Raw genomic sequence first — 17,861 nt, 5'->3', positions numbered from 1 at the left:
CAGTTTTTTCGACATTCCCGATGCCTTCGCGGAAGCTGTAGTCATGGCGCGCACACAGGGGGGAGAATCGGTGCTCTCCCGTGCCGTCCGGATCGTCGAAGCCTTTGGCCCCGATAATTCGGCTATGACCGTTACCGAGCTTGCCCGCCGTAGCGGCCTGCATATCGCCACCGCCTCACGGCTGGTTGAGGAACTGGCCGGTTATGGCTGGCTGCAGCGCGGCGAGGACCGGAAGGTGCGGATCGGGGTGCGCCTGTGGGAGGTTGCCTCCCGTGCTTCGTCCACGCTCGGCCTGCGCCAGGCGGCGACGACACCAGGCCTCTTTGCACCCGCGATCGGGGTACGGGCATCGGCTGGATGATTGGAATCGGCCGTCTGGTCTCGATCATTTCACCCATCGTGGTCGGTTACCTGCTTGCCGGCGGCTGGGCCGCAGAAAATATCTTCATCCTGTTCGGTGGCCCGCTGGTCCTCTCCGCCCTGGCCATGGCAGCGATCTGGTCCCTGTCCGCACGCAGCAAGAACCCGGAACCGGAGCTGGCGCCGGCCCATTAACAAACAGTCAGACAACAGGACCAACGGCAGCGGTTCCGGTGCTTGAGACAATCACCGGAACCGTTGCCCTCACGGGACAAGGGCCCCAGTCAGGCGCCGACGTAGGCCGCGAGGTGCTCTCCGGTGAGGGTGGAACGGGCGGCGACGAGGTCGGCGGGGGTCCCCTCGAAGACGATCCGGCCGCCATCGTGGCCGGCGCCGGGGCCGAGGTCGATGATCCAGTCGGCGTGCGCCATGACCGCCTGGTGGTGCTCGATGACGATGACCGATTTGCCGGAGTCGACGAGCCGGTCCAGCAGCCCGAGCAGCTGCTCAACATCGGCGAGGTGCAGGCCGGTGGTCGGCTCGTCGAGGACGTAGACGTCGCCCTTCTCCGCCATCTGGGTGGCCAGTTTGAGCCTCTGCCGCTCGCCGCCGGACAGCGTAGTCAGCGGCTGACCCAGCGAGAGGTAGCCGAGCCCGACGTCGGCGAGCCGGTCAAGGATCTTGTGGGCGGCCGGCGTGCGTGCCTCGCCGGCGCCGAAGAACTCCTCGGCCTCGGTCACGGACATCGCGAGGACCTCGGCGATGTTCCGGCCGCCCAACGTGTACTCCAGCACCGATGGCTGGAACCGCTTCCCCTCGCAGTCCTCGCAGGTGGATTCGACGGTGGCCATGACGCCAAGGTCGGTGTAGATGACGCCGGCGCCGTTGCAGGTGGGGCAGGCGCCCTCGGAGTTGGAGCTGAAGAGCCCCGGCTTCACGCCATTGGCCTTTGCGAACGCCCTGCGGATCGGCTCCAGCAGGCCGGTGTACGTCGCCGGGTTGCTCCGTCGCGAACCGCGGATCGCGCCCTGGTCGATCACCACCACGCCGTCGCGGCTGGCGACCGAGCCGTGGATCAATGAGCTCTTGCCGGAGCCGGCGACGCCGGTGACCACGCAGAGCACCCCGAGCGGGATGTTGACGTCGACGTCCTGCAGATTGTTGGTGCCGGCGCCGCGGACCTCGAGCGCGCCTTTCGGCGTCCGCACCGTCTCCTTGAGTGCCGCGCGGTCGTCGAGGTGCCTGCCGGTAAGCGTGTCGCTGGCGCGCAGCCCGTCGATGGTCCCCTCGAACACCACTTCCCCGCCCTCGCTGCCGGCGCGCGGGCCGAGGTCGACGACGTGGTCGGCGATCGCCATCATCTCGGGCTTGTGCTCGACGACGAGCACGGTGTTGCCCTTGTCCCGCAGTTGCAGCAGGAGTTCGTTCATTCGCTGGATGTCGTGCGGGTGCAGGCCGATGGTCGGTTCATCGAAGACATACGTGACATCGGTGAGTGAGGAACCGAGGTGGCGGATCATCTTCGTCCGCTGTGCCTCTCCCCCGGACAGCGTGCCTGCCGGCCGGTCCAGCGAGAGGTAGCCCAGGCCGATCTCCGCGAACGAGTCGAGCAGGTGCTGCAGTCCGGTCAGCAGCGGGGCCACTGACGGCTCGTCGAGGTCCCGGATCCAGCCGGCCAGGTCGCTAATCTGCATCGAGCACAGGTCGGCGATGTTCTTCCCCTTGATCTTCGAGGACCGGGCTTCGGGGCCGAGCCTGGTACCGTCGCACTCGGGGCAGGTTGTGAACGTCACCGCCCGCTCCACGAAGGCGCGGATGTGCGGCTGCATTGCATCGACGTCCTTGGAGAGCATCGACTTCTGGATCTTGGGAATTATGCCCTCGTAGGTTAGGTTGACCCCCTCCACCTTGATCTTGGTCGGCTCTCCGTAGAGCAGCTTGTGGAGCTCCTGCTTCGTGAACTTTCCGATCGGCTTGTCCATGTTGAAGCCGGCGCCGCTGAAGATGCGGCCGTACCAGCCGTCCATGCTGTAACCGGGGACGGTGAGCGCGCCCTCGCTGAGCGACTTCGTGTCGTCGTACAGCGCGCTCAGATCGAAGTCATTGACCGCACCCATACCCTCGCAGCGCGGGCACATGCCGCCGAGCCGGTTGAACGTCGCCTTCTCCGCCTTGGTCTTGTTGCCGCGTTCAACTGTAATCGCGCCGCTGGCACGAACCGTGGGAATGTTGAACGAGTACGCGTTGGGCGAGCCGATGTGCGGGTCGCCCAGCCGGCTGAAGAGGATGCGCAGCATGGCGTTGGCGTCGGTGGCGGTGCCGACGGTGGAGCGCGGGTTGGCGCCCATTCGCTCCTGGTCGACGATGATCGCGGTCGTCAGGCCTTCGAGCACGTCAACCTCGGGTCGGGCCAGCGTCGGCATGAAGCCCTGGACGAAGGCGCTGTAGGTCTCGTTGATCATCCGCTGTGACTCCGCGGCGATCGTACCGAACACCAGCGAGCTCTTGCCCGAGCCGGAGACTCCGGTAAACACCGTCAGGCGACGTTTGGGGATCTCCACGCTGACGTCCTTGAGGTTGTTCACACGCGCGCCCTGCACACGGATCAGGTCGTGGCTGTCGGCAACGGGCAGCGCAGGCGACTGAGTGGTTGCCGTCGTGGCCATGCTCATCGTGTCTCCATCTGTCATGCGGGGAATCCTTCACGGTCCGCCCGCGCGGTCGCGGGAACTGTCCATTGCCTACCTTATTCGACGGTGCCGGCCGGGGCGGCGAACCGCGACAAGGGCCTCTGCCTGGGAGAAACTCCCGGGTCAGAGGCCCTTGTCGTTATGCGGACGCTGCCGCTGTCATCCGTCTGCGAGGACGCCGTCAATCTGGCCCATGGCCTGCTTCAGGCCTTCCTCCATGCCCATGGCCAGCATCTGCTCCAGCTGCTCGGCGCTCTCGAACGTGCTCAGGGTGGTCATCCGGGTGCGGCCGCCGACGTCCTCGAGCCTCACTACGGCATGGGTCGTCCCCATGTCGGCCACCGGTTCGCCGTTTTCGTCGGCGAAACCGTCGTCGAACTCCAGGCGGTGCGGAGCCTCGATAGCGGTGAATTTCCACCACCCGCGGCTCTTTTCCCCCTCCGGACCGGTCATGAAGTAGCTGGCTGAGCCGCCGGGCACGAACTCGTGCTCCTCGAACGTGGCGGGCCAGGTCGGCGGCCCCCACCAGCGCTCCAGCTGCCGCGGGTCCTCCCATACCTGCCAGACCCGCTCAACCGCCTCGTCGAACTCCGCGACGACAGTCAGGCTCAAGGCCTTCGGATCGGTGTTCACACTGATGACTGTCATTGTGGTGCCTTTCCCTATCCCTCTGCGAGGATGTCCGAGATCCGGTCGACCCGCTGCCGCCAGATCGCTTCGTACTCATCGAACAGCCGCCACGCCCCGCGTACCGCTTCCAGGTTCACGCGCACAATCTGCTCCCGTCCGCGCCTTTCCAGCAAGCGCGCTCCAGCACCGCCACGTGCTTCTGCACCGCGGCGAAACTCATGGGCTGCCTGGGAAGGGGCGGGCGTTCTTACCGGTCATCATGGCAGCACCGGCCGGAAAGGATCAAGACCTGTCCCGCAATCTTGCAAACAGGCTCGGGCGTGAACCAATGCAGCAGGTCCTGACTGGCGCGAGGCCGCGCCCGACGGCTTACCTCGCGAACGATCCCGGGCCTGGAACGGGCCTGCTGTGCGCAAAAAGGCGGGCCTGCCGCGTGCGGAAGGCCCGATAACTTGAGTGCTATTGGACTAGTCTTCGACGACCGGCAGAAGGTCCTTGGCTGGATCCTCGTCGTCAGCCTAGTGCTGGTCCTTGTCCTGGTCTTTGTCCTTGTCGTCCTTGTCCTGGTCCTTGTCCTTGTCCTCTTCTTCTTCGTCCTCTTCTTCTTCGTCCTCTTCTTCTTCGTCCGCTTCATCCTCGTCCGGATACGGGTCCTCTTCCTCGTCCCCGAGCGGATCCTGCGCGGCGGTGGCCTCGGTGCTTACGGCTTCGGTGGCAACACCTGTGGTGTCTTCGATGTCTTCGGCAGCCTGGGCTGAGGTGACTCCGCCGGCGAGAAAAATGCCGGAAACCGCCGCCGTTCCGATAATCTGTCTGGTCTTCTTCTGCATGGTCTTCTCCGAATCATGGTTTTCGAAGTGCCGATCGGCACCCCTTCGGGTTCGCGGATCTTCTCGCTGCAGCCGTTGACGGTTGGAGTATGAGCGGCAAATGCAGCGCTAATTCATTCCCGATCCGTAAACCGCAGGCATTTTGTCATTTCCCCTTGGGAAAACGTTAGAGAATAATGTCTTTCATCAATTTCGGATCATTGCAGATCCTTCACCGCGTCAGCGGCTTAAGATTAATTACGTAGGGTAATTCGTTATCCCGTTGGTTACGCGCACCGAATCATGGTCCGGTGTGCGCTGAGTCTTCCATCGGAAGGCTGAAGTTGACGATTTCCTTCGATCGGGGCCTTGCGGGCTCCCTCCCGCGGAACTCTGGCTAGATCCGAAACCGGAAAGAGGCAGCACAAACGTCCGCGCCTAAGCAGTGCCGGTCGTCAGCTGATCCGTCCATGCTGAGGGCCCTCTGTACACTTCACCGCCAGACTCCCGGCCGCACCCCATCACGCGACCGAGCAGCACAGTCCCTGCGGGATGGGTTGGGGCGCATAGGAGGAACATCATGGCCATAGACGGCCCTGGCCAGTGCACGAGCGTGCTGGTCGTGGAGGACCATACGACATTCGCTGAGCTGCTGACCGGGGCCCTGGAGCGGGAACCGGACCTGGCCAGCCTCGGGTACGCCACAAGCGCGGCGGCCGGTGTGGCCATGTTCCAGCAGGCACGGCCGGAGGTGGTGGTGATGGACTACCACCTGCCGGACGGAGACGGTCTGGCCGCAGCCGAACAGATCCTGGCCCAGGCACCGGATACACGCATCATCATGCTCACCGCCGACCCCTCCACCGACGTCCTCCAACAAGCCGCCGCCCTGGGCATCTGCGCATTCCTGCCCAAGGACGGCTCGCTGGCCACCCTGCTGCAGACCCTGCGCCAGGCCACACCCGACAACATGATCGTCCCTCCGGCGCTGCTGGCCAGCCTGACCCGCCGGCAGCAAGCGGGCCCGCCGGCAGCGCTAACCCAGCGGGAAATGGACGTGCTGCGCCTGATGGCCGCCGGCCACGATGTGCGCACCAACGCCCACACCCTGGGCATTTCCACCAGCACCTGCCGCGGCTACACCAAATCCATCCTGGCCAAACTCGGCGCGCACTCCCAGCTCGAAGCAGTCGTCACCGCCACCCGGCAGGGCCTGCTGAACCGTCAGCCATAGCATCGGACGCCAACCACGGCACCGGTGGACCAGCGATTATTTCCCTCGGCCGTTCTACAGTGCCGCGGTCCCGTGTGGCCGGACCCGCCTGGCAACGGCGACGCTCACCTTGAGCACCGCCGTTACCGGCCCTACCGAATAGTCACCGCCGCCGTCAGCGGCGTATTCTCGCTCGAGGTGCCCACGTAGACCGTGTACTCCCCCGGCAGCACGACGAAGCCGTGGGCTCCGTCCGACCACACCGCCAGCGGGTGGTTGGTCGCGTCCGGGTCGATGACCACGCTGACCCGCTCCGACGCACCCGGCTCCAACCGGACCTTCCGGAAGCCGACCAGGCGCTTCGGCGGTTCGTGCGCCGCCTCGGGGAACCCCAGGTAGACCTGGGCCACTTCCGCGCCGGCCACCTGCCCCGTGTTGGCGAGGGTGAACTCCACTGTCAGCGGCGCCGTCCCGTCGGTCTCCGCCGGACTGACGGCCAGGTCGGACACCTCAAAGGTGGTGAAGGACAGCCCGTACCCGAACGGGAACAGCGGCGCGATGCCCTGGGCCTGGTACCAGCGGTAGCCCATCTGCAGGCCCTCGCTGTAGCGGATTACCGGATAGCCGGCGCCTTCGTCGGTGCCGGGGTAGCGCTCGGGGTGCCCGGCAAAGGGGGTGTCCTCCCAGCTTCGCGGGTAGGTGGTGGGCAGCTTGCCGGACGGATTGACGACGCCGAAGAGCAGGTCCGCCACCACGTGGCCGTCCTCCGCCCCCTGGTTCCAGGTCTCCAGCACGGCCGGGACGGCATCGATCCACGGCATGAGGATCGGGTTGCCGTCCTTGAGCACGACGACGGTCCTCGCGTTGACCGGCCCCACCTCGGCGATCATCCGGTTCTGGTCGTGCAGCATGTTGGCATCCGGCTGGTCGGCGCCCTCGGTGGCCACCAGCCCGGCCATGATGACGACGACGTCGGCAGCTGCCGCCGCAGCCTTGGCTTCGTCCAGGTTGGACAGGTCGTTGGCGACGGTGACCTTGGTGAGGGTGGCCGAGGAGCCCAGGGAGTCCAGCACGTCCTGCATGCCTTCGATGGGCCGCACAGTATAGAGCGGGTCGACCTTCGAGCTGCCGCCTCCGCCCAGGCAGGCCTCGTCCACGTAGGTCGCCTGACCGATGACGGCAATGCTGGTGACCTTCGGATCCAGAGGGAGGAGGCCGCCGTCGTTCTTTAACAGCACGGCAATCTCCTGGCCGATCCGGCGCGACACCGCGCCGTGGGCCTTTGCGTCGATCTCCCCGGGAGCGTAGGGCCGCTCGAACTGACCGAAGCGGAACATCTGCGTGTACCGGCGCACCAGGGCGCGGTCCACCGTCTCAATCTCCAGGCTCGTGTCGGACAGCGCCGCCTTGACGTTGGCCTCGTTGAGCCACTTGGCGTCCGGCATCTCGTGGTCCAGGCCGGCGTTGATCGCCGGGGCGGCCGAGCGGCAGGACCAGAAGTCGGACTGCACGTACCCCTCGAACCCCCACTCCTCCCGCAGGATCGTGTGCAGCAGGTAACGGTTCTCCGTGGCATAGGTCCCGCGGACCCGGTTGTACGCGCTCATGACCGCGGCGATCTTCGCATCCTTGACCAGCATCTCGAACGGCAACAGGTACAGCTCACGCAGCGTCCGCTCGTCCACCTCGACGTTGGCCCGGAAGCGCTCGTACTCCTGGTCGTTGACCACGTAGTGCTTGGCCATGGCAATGACGTCGTGCTCCTGGATGGCCTTGGCCACCTCCACGCCCATCACGCCGCTCAGATAGGGGTCCTCGGAGAAGTACTCGAAGTTCCGGCCCGCCGTCGGGAGCCGGTGCAGGCAGACACCGGGGCCCTCCAGGACGTGCTGCCCCAGCGTGGCGGTCTCCCGGCCGATGATCGTGCCGTACTCATGCGCCAGCGACGGGTCGAACCCGGCGGCCAGGCCGATCGTCATCGGCAGCGCCGTGGCCGGCGGGCTTGGCGTGCCGTCCCCCATGCCCACACCTACGGGCCCGTTGGTGATGCGGAACCGCGGGATCCCGAGCTCCTCGATGCCGGTGACATGACGCTCCACCCGGATCTGGGCGGCGAGCTGCTCCATCTCCTCCGCGGTAGCCTCACCCATGCTCGCCGTGAGGCCGTAGATGTCGATGGTCTCCATCGCGCCGTGCAGCTGCGCGATCTTCTGCTCCAGCGTCATGGCGGCAACAAGCGACTGGGCCCGTTCCCGCGGGGACCGCGAGCCGTCCATCCACGGACGATCAGTAATGGCGGACGTGGTGGCATCGCCGGTCATGACAATCTCCTTCGAAGCTGCTTCTGAATCCGATTGGGCACCTGCCTGCGAGTCTTTCACAGCCTGCCGGGGACCACCACCGCTTCCACAGGTACGACGGCGGCGGATCGCCTTTTGGTAGCGACCAGCTTGTTACGAACACGTCCAGTCCCCGTTGGCTTTTGGTGGTTAACTGTTTACCCAGCTTTGGAACAGTGACGGAGGCTGGCCGGAAGGGCCAGCCGACATCACTCGACCGGAGGTTCTTCGTGCACTCGATTACCAGACCGTCCATGAGATGCTCTGCCCGCCCCGTTGCCCTGACCGCCAGTACCCTGGCCATCATCGCCGCCGGAGCGCTGCTTTCCCCCGCCGCCACTGCTGCTCCCGCCGCTCCCGCCGCTCCCGGCAACGCTCCCGCCGCTGCTGCAACCGGCACCGACTGGGCCTCGACGGCCTACCGCGGAAATGTCCAGGTCGTCGAAGGACCCAACGAGGACCAGCAGGTCATCGACGGCACCGCGTTCGTCGACGCAGACCAGGACTCCGTGCAGGACAGTAACGAGCGCGGCCTGGCCGGCGTGACCGTGTCCAACGGCCGCGATGTCACCACCACGGACAGCCAGGGCCGCTACGAACTGCCGGCGTTCGACAACATGACCGTCTTCGTCACCCAGCCCCGCGGCTACCAGGTGCCGGTCGATGAGGACAACGTCGCCCAGTTCTTCTACCACCACCTGCCGGAGGGCTCACCGGAACTGCGCCACGGCGGCATCGCCCCCACCGGCGCGCTGCCGGATGCGGTGAACTTCCCGCTGGCCAAGAGCAAGCTGACCCAGTCGCCTGAGCAGCACTGTGTGATCGGCGGCGACATCCAGACCTACACCCAGGACGAGGTGGAGCACGCCCGCACCGGCGCCTTCGCCGATCTGGCCGCCCGCACGGACTACGCCGGTTGCGGCGCTCTGTTCATCGGCGACGTGGTCGGCGACGACCTGTCCCTGTACCCGCAGACCCGGGAACTGGCCGGCATGCTGAACGGTCCGGCCCGCTTCCTGCCGGGCAACCACGACCTTGACTTCGATGCGACCAGCAGCGAGCACACGTTCGACACGTTCAAGGCCAACCTGGGTCCTGAGTACTACTCCTACGACGCCGGCAAGGCCCACGTAGTGGCCCTGAACACCGTCGAGTACCCGACCAAGCAGCCGGCCGCCAAGGGCGACTACACCGGTTCGCTGGACGAGAAGCAACTCGAATGGCTGCGCAACGACATCGCCCAGGTGCCGGAAAACCAGCTGATCGTCCTGGCCGCGCACATCCCGCTGCTGGACTACGCCGACCAGGGCAGCCCCAAGCACCAGGTCGAGCAGGTCAAGGAGATCTACAAGATCCTCGAAGGCCGCAAGGTCGTCGCCCTGGGCGGACACACCCACAGCATCGAGAACCTCCGCGAAGGCGACTCCCTGGAAGGCTGGTCCGAGGTCTTCGGCGTCGACGGTCTGCCGTTTACGCACATCACCGCCGGCGCCATCTCCGGCGACTGGTACTCCGGACGCCAGCTGCCCGAGGGCTACCCCCTCGCCTTCCAGCGTGACGGCGGCCTGCCGGGCGTACTCACCCTGGACATCAAGAACACTGAATTCCAGGAGCGCTTCACCGTACGCGGCGAAGACGAATCCCTGCAGATGTCCCTGGGCCTGAACACCCCGCGCTACCGCGCCTGGTACGCCGAGAACGTGGACAACAAGGGATCCGCTCCGGCGTTCACCGATCCGCTGGTGGTCTCCCAGGATGACCTGGCCGGCGGTACCTGGCTGACCACCAACTTCTGGATGGGCAGCACCGGTTCCACGGTCAAGGTGCAGATTGACGGCGGCCAGACCATCGAGGCCGTCCGCACCCAGCAGATGCAGGGCGAAGGCCAGCTCGTCGGCGCCGAGTACTCCGACCCGGTGGCCGTCCAGGAGCAGTTGGTCCACGGCGGCAGCCTGGCCGACCGCATGATGCACCTGTGGCGGCTGGAACTGCCCGCCGACCTCGCCGCCGGCGAGCACACCGCCACCGTCACCTCGACCGACGTCTACGGCCGGGAGTTCACCGAGACCCTGACCTTCCAGGTCGCGGAGTAACTCCAGCGCTTCATCCCGCCGGAATCACCGACACGGTGCCGGCACCCGCCTCAGCCATTCAGGCTGGGATGGGTGCCGGCACCTGTGTTTATTCAAGTACGACGACGGCGGGTCGCCTTCCATTGGCTGCCCGCCGACGGTCGGCCACCTGGTGGCCGCAAGGAGCAGCAGGCTACTGAAGGGTATCGCCGTGCGAGACGAGAACCTTCCTGAGCAGCCCGGACAACGCCTCCCGTTCGGAAGCGGACAGTGCGTTGAGGAAGCGGTCGGCATTATCGATGTGGTCCGCAATGATGGCATCGATCAGCTCCCTGCCCGCAGGCGTCAGGGAAATCTGCAGGCGCCGCCGGTTGTCCGGGTCAACACTCCTGGACACGAGGCCGCGCTCCACCAGCTTGTCCACGCGGCGAGTCATGGCGGCCCCTCCGACCATCGTCGTCGACACGAGGTCTTTCGGGTTCATAGTGTGCGGCGGGCCGGCCCTGCGGAGGGTGGCCAGCACATCGAACTCCCACGGTTCAATGCCTGTGCTCCGCAGGTTGTCCCGGATACTGCCGGAAAGAAGGCCGCCGGCGCGGGTCAGCCGCGCGATCACAGCCATGGGCGCCGGATCGAGATCCGGCCGCTCACGCTTCCACTGGTCCATATAAACATCCACCCTGTCCAAAGTGACAGGCCCCCTTCATGGCGCTCACTGCATCGGATCATTGCGATTGCTGGATGAACCGGACAGCGCCCGGCCACCCGCGCTTAGGATCGTTGCAAGTTGAACATTTCGATATCAAACTATACACCCATTGGCTACGCATTCAATGCTCAGCTCCCATCCAGCAAGGGGCACTCCACGCTGCTCCGGACCCCCGCCACCCCTGCTCCTGCCCCAAATCAGCCACGGCCCCCGAGCTCCTGTTGACAGGACGAAGTGGCACTTTTTATGATTGTTCAACGTCGAACATTTCGGCATCAAACTATTTAGCATTAGTCGCTAGGAGTCTTCCCATGACCGCAGTCATCACCCGTCCGGAACTGCGCACCGCCGGCGCTCCCGCCCCGGCCCAGGCATCCCTGTCCGCCCCGGCCCGCAGGTCGCTGGCCGTCCTGCGGATCCTGCTCGGCTCGATCTTCCTGTGGGCCTTCCTGGACAAGACCTTCGGACTGGGCTTCGCCACCACCGGCGACCAGGCCTGGATCGCCGGCGGCTCACCGGCCGGCGGCTACCTGGGCAGCCTGGAGGGCACCTTCGCCCCGATGTTCGCCGCCATGGCCGGCATGCCCGGCATTGACCTGGGCTACATGTTCGGCATGCTCGGCCTCGGCGTCGCCCTCACCTTCGGCATCGCCCTGCGCGCCGCCGCAGCCGGCGGAACCCTGATGATGGCCATGATGTGGCTCTCCTCCCTGCCCCTGCTCAACCACCCCGCGGTCGACTCGCACATCATCTACGCCGCAGCCCTGTGGGTCCTGGCCGCCACCGGCGCCGGACACACCTGGGGCGCCGCCCGGATCTGGGAAACCCTGCGCCCCCGCCAGCTGCGCTTCCTGGGCTAAGGAACCGCAGCAACGGCCGCTGCCAAACAGGAGAAAGAGTTCCATGTCTGTTGTCACTGATTTCATCGTTGACGCAAGGCTGACCCCAGCTGGAGATCGGCCCCGGGAACATCGAATTCTGGGCCGCAGGTGGACGCCGGACCAGCTGCACGCCCTGGCCGCCAAGGACCGCAAGGTCCAGCAGCACGTCGAGCACCGCACTGCCCGGACTGCTCTGGCCGCATATTTCCCGTCTGTTGACACAGCAGTTCTCCGCTCGACGGTCACCAAAACCATGGGAACCAGCGCCGGAACCTACTGGATGGTCGCTGCCCTGCACTTAGCCGAACTGGCGCTGACCTACCCCCAGCTGCTGACCCCTTTCCAGTACCGCCTGCTGCTGGCGCCCCTGGAAGCCGCGGAAGCGGTACCGGCCACCCACCCGCAGCACCGGGGCCTCCCGGGCACAACAACCCGCAGATAGTCCCTGCCCTCCGGGAGGGTATGTAACCCCGGGCGCCTCACGCCGTCGGAATCATCCACCCACGTGCCGGCACCCGCCTCAGTCAATCAGCCTGGGGTGGGTGCCGGCACCTGCGTTTATCCAGCGGACGGCTCCGGACGCACTGTGTGTGGGCGGACACCCGGCTTCACCCGCCATGTTGGGCAGGTCAGGACCTGCCGTCCGAACGGGCATGGCCAGGTTGGGCCTGAAGGAGCACGTGCCGGGCGTCGCTCAGGATGGGCCGGCCGTGGCCGAAGCAGGCAATGTCAGATTCGAGTTGGGCCAGCTGGCGGAAGGATTCGGCGGTCCGCTCCCGGTCCAGGTTGAAGACGCCGAACATGACCTGGCCGTCATGCTCGGCAATGGTGTCCCCGGTGAAGAGCACGCGGGGTCTCCGCAGGTAGAGCGCGAGGCTGCCGTCGGTGTGTCCGGGGGTGGCGACAACGAGTGCCCCACCGCCGATATCGAGAACATCTCCGTCAGCAACTTCACGGTCCACCCGGCACGGCGGTGCGGCCGGAAGGTCGTGTGCAACCTGGGCGTGCAGCGCCAGCTCTGCCTCAGTGAAGTTCGGCGGCGGGCCGGGCTGCTCGCCGCGGATGATGGGTGCCTCACGCTGGTGCGCGATGACTTCGACATCGCCCCTTTGGGCGATCTCGGCGGCTCCGCCGGCGTGGTCGTCATGGAAGTGGGTGAGCACGATCCGCCTGATCTGGCTGCGGGCCGCGCCGATCTCGTCCAGCGCCGCCATCAGAGCATCGCCCGACCCGGCCGGTCCGGTATCCACCAGGGTGATCCCGTCCTCGTCGCGCCACAGGTAGGCCTGCCAGCCCAAGAGCCGGAGGAGGTAAAGGTTAGGGGTGAGCTGGGTTGACGTCATCTGATTCTCCTTGTGTGTCTGACTGATCCAGCGCGATCTGCTGTTTCCCTCTGCCGAAACGTTGGTCGGTGCCGGCCCGGCGCCGGCGGCCCGCGATCTCGGCATCGCGGATGAGGTCTCGCGCCCGCGCCTCGTGCAGCTCGCGCCACATGTATCCGGTGATGGTCATGATGACGCTGCCATCTCACGGTGACCGGAGTACGCGCGCGTCCTCGGCCCACCCCTTCGCATGGTGAAGCTCTGCCAGCAGGATCGCGCCGGTCATGGCGGTTACGACGCCGGCAATCACCTGGATGAACTCGACGCCGGCGAGCAGCCCCTCGTTACCCGACGTCCCGCCTCCTGCGGTCCCGACGAGCAGGAGGACCATCGGGTACAAACCGCCGGCCCAGACCGCCCCGCTGCCCACCCAGGTGAAGGTGAGCGGCAACCACGTTGGCGTCTGCGCGCCGCGCCGGTGTACCAGGCTCAGCAGCCCCAACGCCGTCACGGTCGCGAAGAGCGCCAACCCGGCATCGCCCAACTGCTGGGCAACTCCGCGGCCGGCGACCAGGTCCGGAGAGAGGCCCGCTGTCGAGCCGAGAGCCCATTGCAGCCGGGCTGCGGCGACGACCGCGAGCATTCCGGTGGCGACCCAGGCGGCGAGGACCAGGACCGGTTGGGTCGGTCCGGCGCGGTGGTCCCCGACGTGGCTCCCAAGGATGGGCGGCCAACGAGCCCGCGCGTAGAGCACGAACGCCGCAGTGATGCCCAGGGCCTGTGCGCCGAAACTCGAGTAGACGACCAAGCCCACCCACGTCGCGAGGGACCCATCCCCGACCGGGGCCGCGTCCGTGAGCAGGGATACCGCGACAACGGGTCCGGTGACGATGAAAGGCGCAAGAAGGCCCGTCCCGACCCACACGGGCAGCAGCACGAGCCAGGCGGGCACTCGAAGACCCCAGCTGTGGGTGAAGGCCAAGATGATGACGGCCGCTGCCACCTCCAAGGCGGCAGTCAGGATGTTGCCCCCCAGCAGGACGCCGTCGTCGACAGGCGACTGTTTGATAATGCCGATCGTCGAGCCCCCGGTCCAGGCCAGCTTGAGCATCAGGTAGGGCAGCAGCGCGGCGATAGCGAGATAGCCGATCACTAGCCGGACCGGGCCGGTACGGCGCGACGCGCCGCTGTCAGTGGCAGGGACTCGGGCAGGTGTGCCTGGTTTGATCGATTCGATCTTCATGGCTTCCAGCCTTCCCGACAGCGCTGCCGTGCAGATCCCCTGAAGGAGCCATTCCGGTCCCCCTCAGGAGGGAGCCGCGCCGGCTTCGCAACGACCGGGCCCGGACTATGCTTTCGTGCCATGGGATCGATGACAGACCTGTACGCCGGCGTGCCGGTGACTGACAAGGCTGTGGCGCTCGAGTGGTTCGCGGTGTTCTTCGGACGCCCCGTGGACGAGGTCGTTGGCGGTGAAGCGCTGTGGCAGATCAGCGAGACCGCGTGGATCTTCGTCGTCGAACATGCCGACCGGGCCAGCCGTGCTCTGCTCACGCTCGGGGTGGAAGACCTCGATGAGATCCTGGCCCGCCTCGCCGCCCACGGCGTCGAGCACCAACCGGTGGAAACCTACGACAACGGCGTGCGCCACGTCGTCGTTCTTGACCCGGATGGAAACAGCTTGTCATTGGCCGAGGCTCCCACAAACTAGGCAAATGGGCACAGCCCAAGCGTTCGGCCACGAATATCCGCGGCCTCTCAGAGACGGCCCGACGGCAACAGGCCGGGTCCCCCGTGGGAAACCCGGCCTGTCGGCGGAATACCGAAACGTTAGAGGTTGTCAGCGGTCTCGCTGCCCTCGTCCTGCGGGACGGTCTTGTCCTGGGGGGACTGGTTGTTCTCAAGCGCCGGCTGCGGCAGGGCCGCCCGGTGCTCACCGGAGTTTCCGGGAGCCAGCGGAGCGGACTCAGGAACAGCCGGAGCCGGGGCTTCAGGGGCCGGGGCGGGAGTGCCCGCCTGCGGGCTCAGCGACAGGGTGAGGTTCAGCCAGAGGTTCTGGCCTGGAAGTTCAGAGGTGACGGACTGTTCGGTAACGGCGGGAGCCGCCTCACCCACCGGAGCGGCGGCTTCCTCCACCGGAGCGGCGGCCTGCTTGACCGGCTGCCCGAAGGTGCCGGTCTGCTCAGTGCCGGTCTGTTCACCCCTCAGCGTCTGGTCATCGGCGGAGGCTGCTCCTGCCCCGGCCACGCTCATCACACCGGCGACCGCGAGTCCTGCTGCAATTTTTCCAACCTTGTTCTGGTTCAGCGACATATGCTGTGCGTTCTCCAATTCCTTGGTGGTTGCTTGCCGGACCATCGTTACAAGCTGGGTCCGGCAGGTTCAAGCCGGTTCCCGCCCCGGAGCATCACCGGTACCCGCCGGATCCGCGCGGACAAGGCGATCGAAGGAATTTCAGAAATTTTCCGGCCCGCCACCGCACCCGGGCATGCCCCTCGGACCGGCGACGGAGCCTATCAGCGCACCCCTTGGAACCACCAAATACCCATGCAAAGACGACGGCATTTACCGCTAACAGCTTTGACCCCCGAATGGCGTGGCCTGATGGCGCTCCAGTCTTTGGGGCTGCTGATCATCGGCAGGAGGTGCAGCGGACTGACCGGCGTTTTTGCACTCACCGGACGGCTTTTGACACTCAGCGGCCACATCCACCGCCGCGGACCCCGCAGTCTCCTGTGATTTGGAACACTCATGATAACCCCAACTCGCTCCCAGGAGCCGAGTGCGCCAGTCAGAGTGAGAGAGGCCCGAAATGCCTGTTTTCAATGATGGAATCACCGAAACCACGTCACCGACCACCAAGAACGTTGTCGAGACCGACGTCCTGATTGTCGGGTCCGGCCCCGCCGGCAGCTCGGCAGCCTTGTTCCTGTCCAACCAGGGCATCCCGAACATCATGATCACCAAGTACCGCTGGACCGCCAACACCCCGCGGGCTCACATCACCAATCAGCGAACAATGGAGGTGCTGCGCGACGCGGGCATCGAGGAGCAAGTCCTGGCCGAGGCCGTTCCGCATGAGCTGATGGGCGACACGGTCTACTGCGAGTCCATGGCCGGCGAAGAAATCGGACGCCGTCCCACGTGGGGCCTGCGGCCGGATCGCCGCGCCGACTATGAGTTGGCCTCCCCTGCCATGCCCTGTGACATTCCGCAGACTCTGCTGGAACCGATCATGCTCAAGAACGCCACGATGCGCGGTACCCAGACGCAGTTCTCCACCGAATACCTCTCCCACACGCAGGATGACGACGGTGTCAGCGTCCAGGTACTGAACCGGCTCACCGGGCATGAATACACCATCCGCGCGAAGTACCTCATTGGTGCCGACGGCGCGCGTTCCAAGGTGGCGGCCGACATCGAACTTCCTATGGAAGGTGCCATGGACATCGGCGGTTCCATGAACATCACGTTCAAGGCGGACCTGTCCCATCTGGCCGCACACCGCCCGTCCATCTTGTACTGGGTCTTCCACCCCGGCTCCAACATCGGGGGCTTGGGCGCGGGGCTGGTCCGCATGGTCCGCCCGTGGAACGAGTGGCTGGTCTGCTGGGGCTTCGACATCAACTCCGAGCCGCCTGTGCTGGACGATGAGGAAGCCATCCGGATTGTCCGTAACCTGGTCGGCGTCGAGGACCTGGACGTGGAAATCCTTGGCTACTCGCTGTGGGGCAATAACGAGCAATACGCTACTCATCTGCAGAAGGGCCGCGTCTTCTGCGCCGGAGACGCCATCCACAAGCATCCGCCGAGCCATGGACTGGGCTCCAACACCTCCATCCAGGACAGCTACAACTTGTCCTGGAAGCTGGCCGCAGTGCTCAAGGGCCAGGCCGGAGAAGAACTGCTGGAGACGTACTCCGTGGAACGCGCGCCGGTGGCAAAGCAGATCGTCACCCGGGCCAATGCCTCCAGCCGTGAGTACAAGCCCATTTTCGACGCCCTCGGTGTCACTGATGCGGCCACGGATGAGGAGTTCACTGAGAAGCTTAAGCTACGCAAGGAGAACTCGCCCGAAGGCGCCCAACGCCGCAAGGCCCTACGCGCTGCCCTGGACAACAAGGACTACGAGTTCAATGCACAGGGCACCGAGATTGGCCAGTTCTACGAGTCCAGCGCAGTGGTATCGGACGGCGGTACCCGCCCGGAGCCGACGGAGGACCCGCTGCTGCACCACCAAAAGTCCACCTACCCCGGCCTGCGCCTGCCGCACGCCTGGATCGGCGACCAGCAAAAGAAGTTCTCGACGCATGACATCGCCAAGGGAACCCAGTTCACCATCTTCACGGGCATCACCGGCCGGGCTTGGGCCGATGCCGCAGAGCAGGTCGGCGCGCGGCTGGGCATCGAGCTCAAGGCCGTGGTCATCGGCGAAGGCCTCGAGGTGCAGGATCTGTACGGAGACTGGTTGCGGCAGCGTGAAATCGAAGAAGACGGCGTCATCCTGGTCCGCCCGGACAAGCACATCGGCTGGCGGGCCCACAACATGGTCGAGGACCCTCAGACGGCGCTCTTCGAAGTCCTCTCCTCGCTGCTGAGCCGCTCCAGCACCGACGTCGGCGAGTCCGTCGACGATCTGCTGGAGCTGGTGGGCTAAGCATTCAAAACACGTATGACGGCCGGCTGGTTGCTTTCCGAGGCGACCGGCCGGCGTCAGCGTCCGCGCTTGTTCCGGAAGGCTTCCTCCCCTCACTCGTCCTTCAGTGACTGGTCCCACTCCGCGACAAGTTCTTCGAGACGCCTCTGCTCTTCCGGGACCGCCATCAAGCGATGCAA

17 protein-coding genes and 1 pseudogene are annotated in these 17,861 nt (G+C 65.8%); 8 read left to right on the top strand and 10 right to left on the bottom strand.

Annotated features, from left to right (window positions below; translation table 11 throughout):
- The first annotated feature begins 43 nt into the window (after nt 1-43).
- Both AC5RWU_RS17810 and AC5RWU_RS17805 read left to right on the top strand, forming a co-directional pair.
- Nucleotides 44-361: a helix-turn-helix domain-containing protein gene (locus tag AC5RWU_RS17810; protein WP_494032785.1), complete on the top strand. Its 318-nt coding sequence runs from the start codon at nt 44-46 to the stop codon at nt 359-361.
- Nucleotides 358-555 (top strand): hypothetical protein, encoded by a 198-nt coding sequence (locus tag AC5RWU_RS17805; protein WP_494032784.1) that lies wholly within the window; start codon nt 358-360, stop codon nt 553-555. Before AC5RWU_RS17810 ends, AC5RWU_RS17805 begins: the two co-directional genes overlap by 4 nt.
- An 89-nt stretch (nt 556-644) precedes the next feature.
- Here AC5RWU_RS17805 and AC5RWU_RS17800 read toward each other — a convergent pair whose 3' ends face one another.
- The 4 genes and pseudogenes from AC5RWU_RS17800 to AC5RWU_RS17785 form a co-directional block, all read right to left on the bottom strand.
- Nucleotides 645-3,026 (bottom strand): ATP-binding cassette domain-containing protein, encoded by a 2,382-nt coding sequence (locus AC5RWU_RS17800; protein WP_494032800.1) that lies wholly within the window; start codon nt 3,024-3,026, stop codon nt 645-647.
- Nucleotides 3,027-3,209: 183 nt separating this feature from the next.
- A complete protein-coding gene (locus tag AC5RWU_RS17795) occupies nt 3,210-3,698 on the bottom strand; it encodes an SRPBCC family protein (protein ID WP_494032783.1) in 489 nt (162 codons plus the stop codon).
- Nucleotides 3,699-3,712: 14 nt separating this feature from the next.
- Nucleotides 3,713-3,900, bottom strand: a pseudogene (locus tag AC5RWU_RS17790) (ArsR/SmtB family transcription factor); the annotation flags it as partial.
- 298 nt (nt 3,901-4,198) lie between these two features.
- Nucleotides 4,199-4,510: a hypothetical protein gene (locus tag AC5RWU_RS17785; protein WP_494032782.1), complete on the bottom strand. Its 312-nt coding sequence runs from the start codon at nt 4,508-4,510 to the stop codon at nt 4,199-4,201.
- 559 nt (nt 4,511-5,069) lie between these two features.
- Here AC5RWU_RS17785 and AC5RWU_RS17780 point away from each other — a divergent pair.
- The gene (locus tag AC5RWU_RS17780) at nt 5,070-5,723 is read left to right on the top strand and encodes a response regulator (RefSeq protein WP_494032781.1); all 654 of its coding nucleotides are present in this window, start codon (nt 5,070-5,072) and stop codon (nt 5,721-5,723) included.
- Nucleotides 5,724-5,854: 131 nt separating this feature from the next.
- Here the strand turns inward: AC5RWU_RS17780 and AC5RWU_RS17775 are convergent, their stop codons facing one another.
- Nucleotides 5,855-8,023, bottom strand: a complete 2,169-nt coding sequence (locus AC5RWU_RS17775; RefSeq protein WP_494032780.1) for a beta-glucosidase family protein — start codon at nt 8,021-8,023, stop codon at nt 5,855-5,857.
- A gap of 272 nt (nt 8,024-8,295) precedes the next feature.
- Between AC5RWU_RS17775 and AC5RWU_RS17770 the strand changes: the two genes are divergently transcribed.
- Nucleotides 8,296-10,134: a calcineurin-like phosphoesterase C-terminal domain-containing protein gene (locus AC5RWU_RS17770; RefSeq protein WP_494032779.1), complete on the top strand. Its 1,839-nt coding sequence runs from the start codon at nt 8,296-8,298 to the stop codon at nt 10,132-10,134.
- Between the two features lie 172 nt (nt 10,135-10,306).
- Here AC5RWU_RS17770 and AC5RWU_RS17765 read toward each other — a convergent pair whose 3' ends face one another.
- Nucleotides 10,307-10,780, bottom strand: a complete 474-nt coding sequence (locus tag AC5RWU_RS17765; RefSeq protein WP_494032778.1) for a MarR family winged helix-turn-helix transcriptional regulator — start codon at nt 10,778-10,780, stop codon at nt 10,307-10,309.
- 353 nt (nt 10,781-11,133) lie between these two features.
- Between AC5RWU_RS17765 and AC5RWU_RS17760 the strand changes: the two genes are divergently transcribed.
- Nucleotides 11,134-11,682 (top strand): hypothetical protein, encoded by a 549-nt coding sequence (locus AC5RWU_RS17760; RefSeq protein ID WP_494037119.1) that lies wholly within the window; start codon nt 11,134-11,136, stop codon nt 11,680-11,682.
- 43 nt (nt 11,683-11,725) lie between these two features.
- Complete coding sequence (locus tag AC5RWU_RS17755) at nt 11,726-12,145, top strand: hypothetical protein (RefSeq protein ID WP_494032911.1); 420 nt, start codon at nt 11,726-11,728, stop codon at nt 12,143-12,145.
- A gap of 187 nt (nt 12,146-12,332) precedes the next feature.
- On the opposite strand, the gene AC5RWU_RS17750 is transcribed toward AC5RWU_RS17755, so the two are convergent.
- From AC5RWU_RS17750 to AC5RWU_RS17740, 3 genes are read right to left on the bottom strand one after another with little or no spacing between them, the layout of a single operon-like run.
- On the bottom strand, nt 12,333-13,046 hold the full coding sequence (locus AC5RWU_RS17750) for an MBL fold metallo-hydrolase (RefSeq protein ID WP_494032912.1): 714 nt from the start codon (nt 13,044-13,046) through the stop codon (nt 12,333-12,335).
- The gene (locus AC5RWU_RS17745; protein WP_494032913.1) at nt 13,021-13,215 is read right to left on the bottom strand and encodes a hypothetical protein; all 195 of its coding nucleotides are present in this window, start codon (nt 13,213-13,215) and stop codon (nt 13,021-13,023) included. Before AC5RWU_RS17745 ends, AC5RWU_RS17750 begins: the two co-directional genes overlap by 26 nt.
- A 15-nt stretch (nt 13,216-13,230) precedes the next feature.
- Complete coding sequence (locus AC5RWU_RS17740; RefSeq protein ID WP_494032914.1) at nt 13,231-14,268, bottom strand: hypothetical protein; 1,038 nt, start codon at nt 14,266-14,268, stop codon at nt 13,231-13,233.
- Nucleotides 14,269-14,397: 129 nt separating this feature from the next.
- Here AC5RWU_RS17740 and AC5RWU_RS17735 point away from each other — a divergent pair, with 129 nt between their 5' ends.
- Complete coding sequence (locus AC5RWU_RS17735) at nt 14,398-14,736, top strand: VOC family protein (RefSeq protein WP_494037118.1); 339 nt, start codon at nt 14,398-14,400, stop codon at nt 14,734-14,736.
- Nucleotides 14,737-14,855: 119 nt separating this feature from the next.
- Here AC5RWU_RS17735 and AC5RWU_RS17730 read toward each other — a convergent pair whose 3' ends face one another.
- A complete protein-coding gene (locus AC5RWU_RS17730) occupies nt 14,856-15,383 on the bottom strand; it encodes a hypothetical protein (RefSeq protein WP_494032916.1) in 528 nt (175 codons plus the stop codon).
- Between the two features lie 454 nt (nt 15,384-15,837).
- On the opposite strand from AC5RWU_RS17730, the gene AC5RWU_RS17725 reads away from it, so the two are divergent.
- Nucleotides 15,838-17,682, top strand: a complete 1,845-nt coding sequence (locus AC5RWU_RS17725; protein ID WP_494032917.1) for an FAD-dependent oxidoreductase — start codon at nt 15,838-15,840, stop codon at nt 17,680-17,682.
- Nucleotides 17,683-17,861: the final 179 nt, after the last annotated feature.

The sequence above is a fragment of the Arthrobacter sp. B0427-1-12 genome (assembly GCF_059092905.1).
This window is presented reverse-complemented; position numbering and strand designations above follow the sequence as displayed.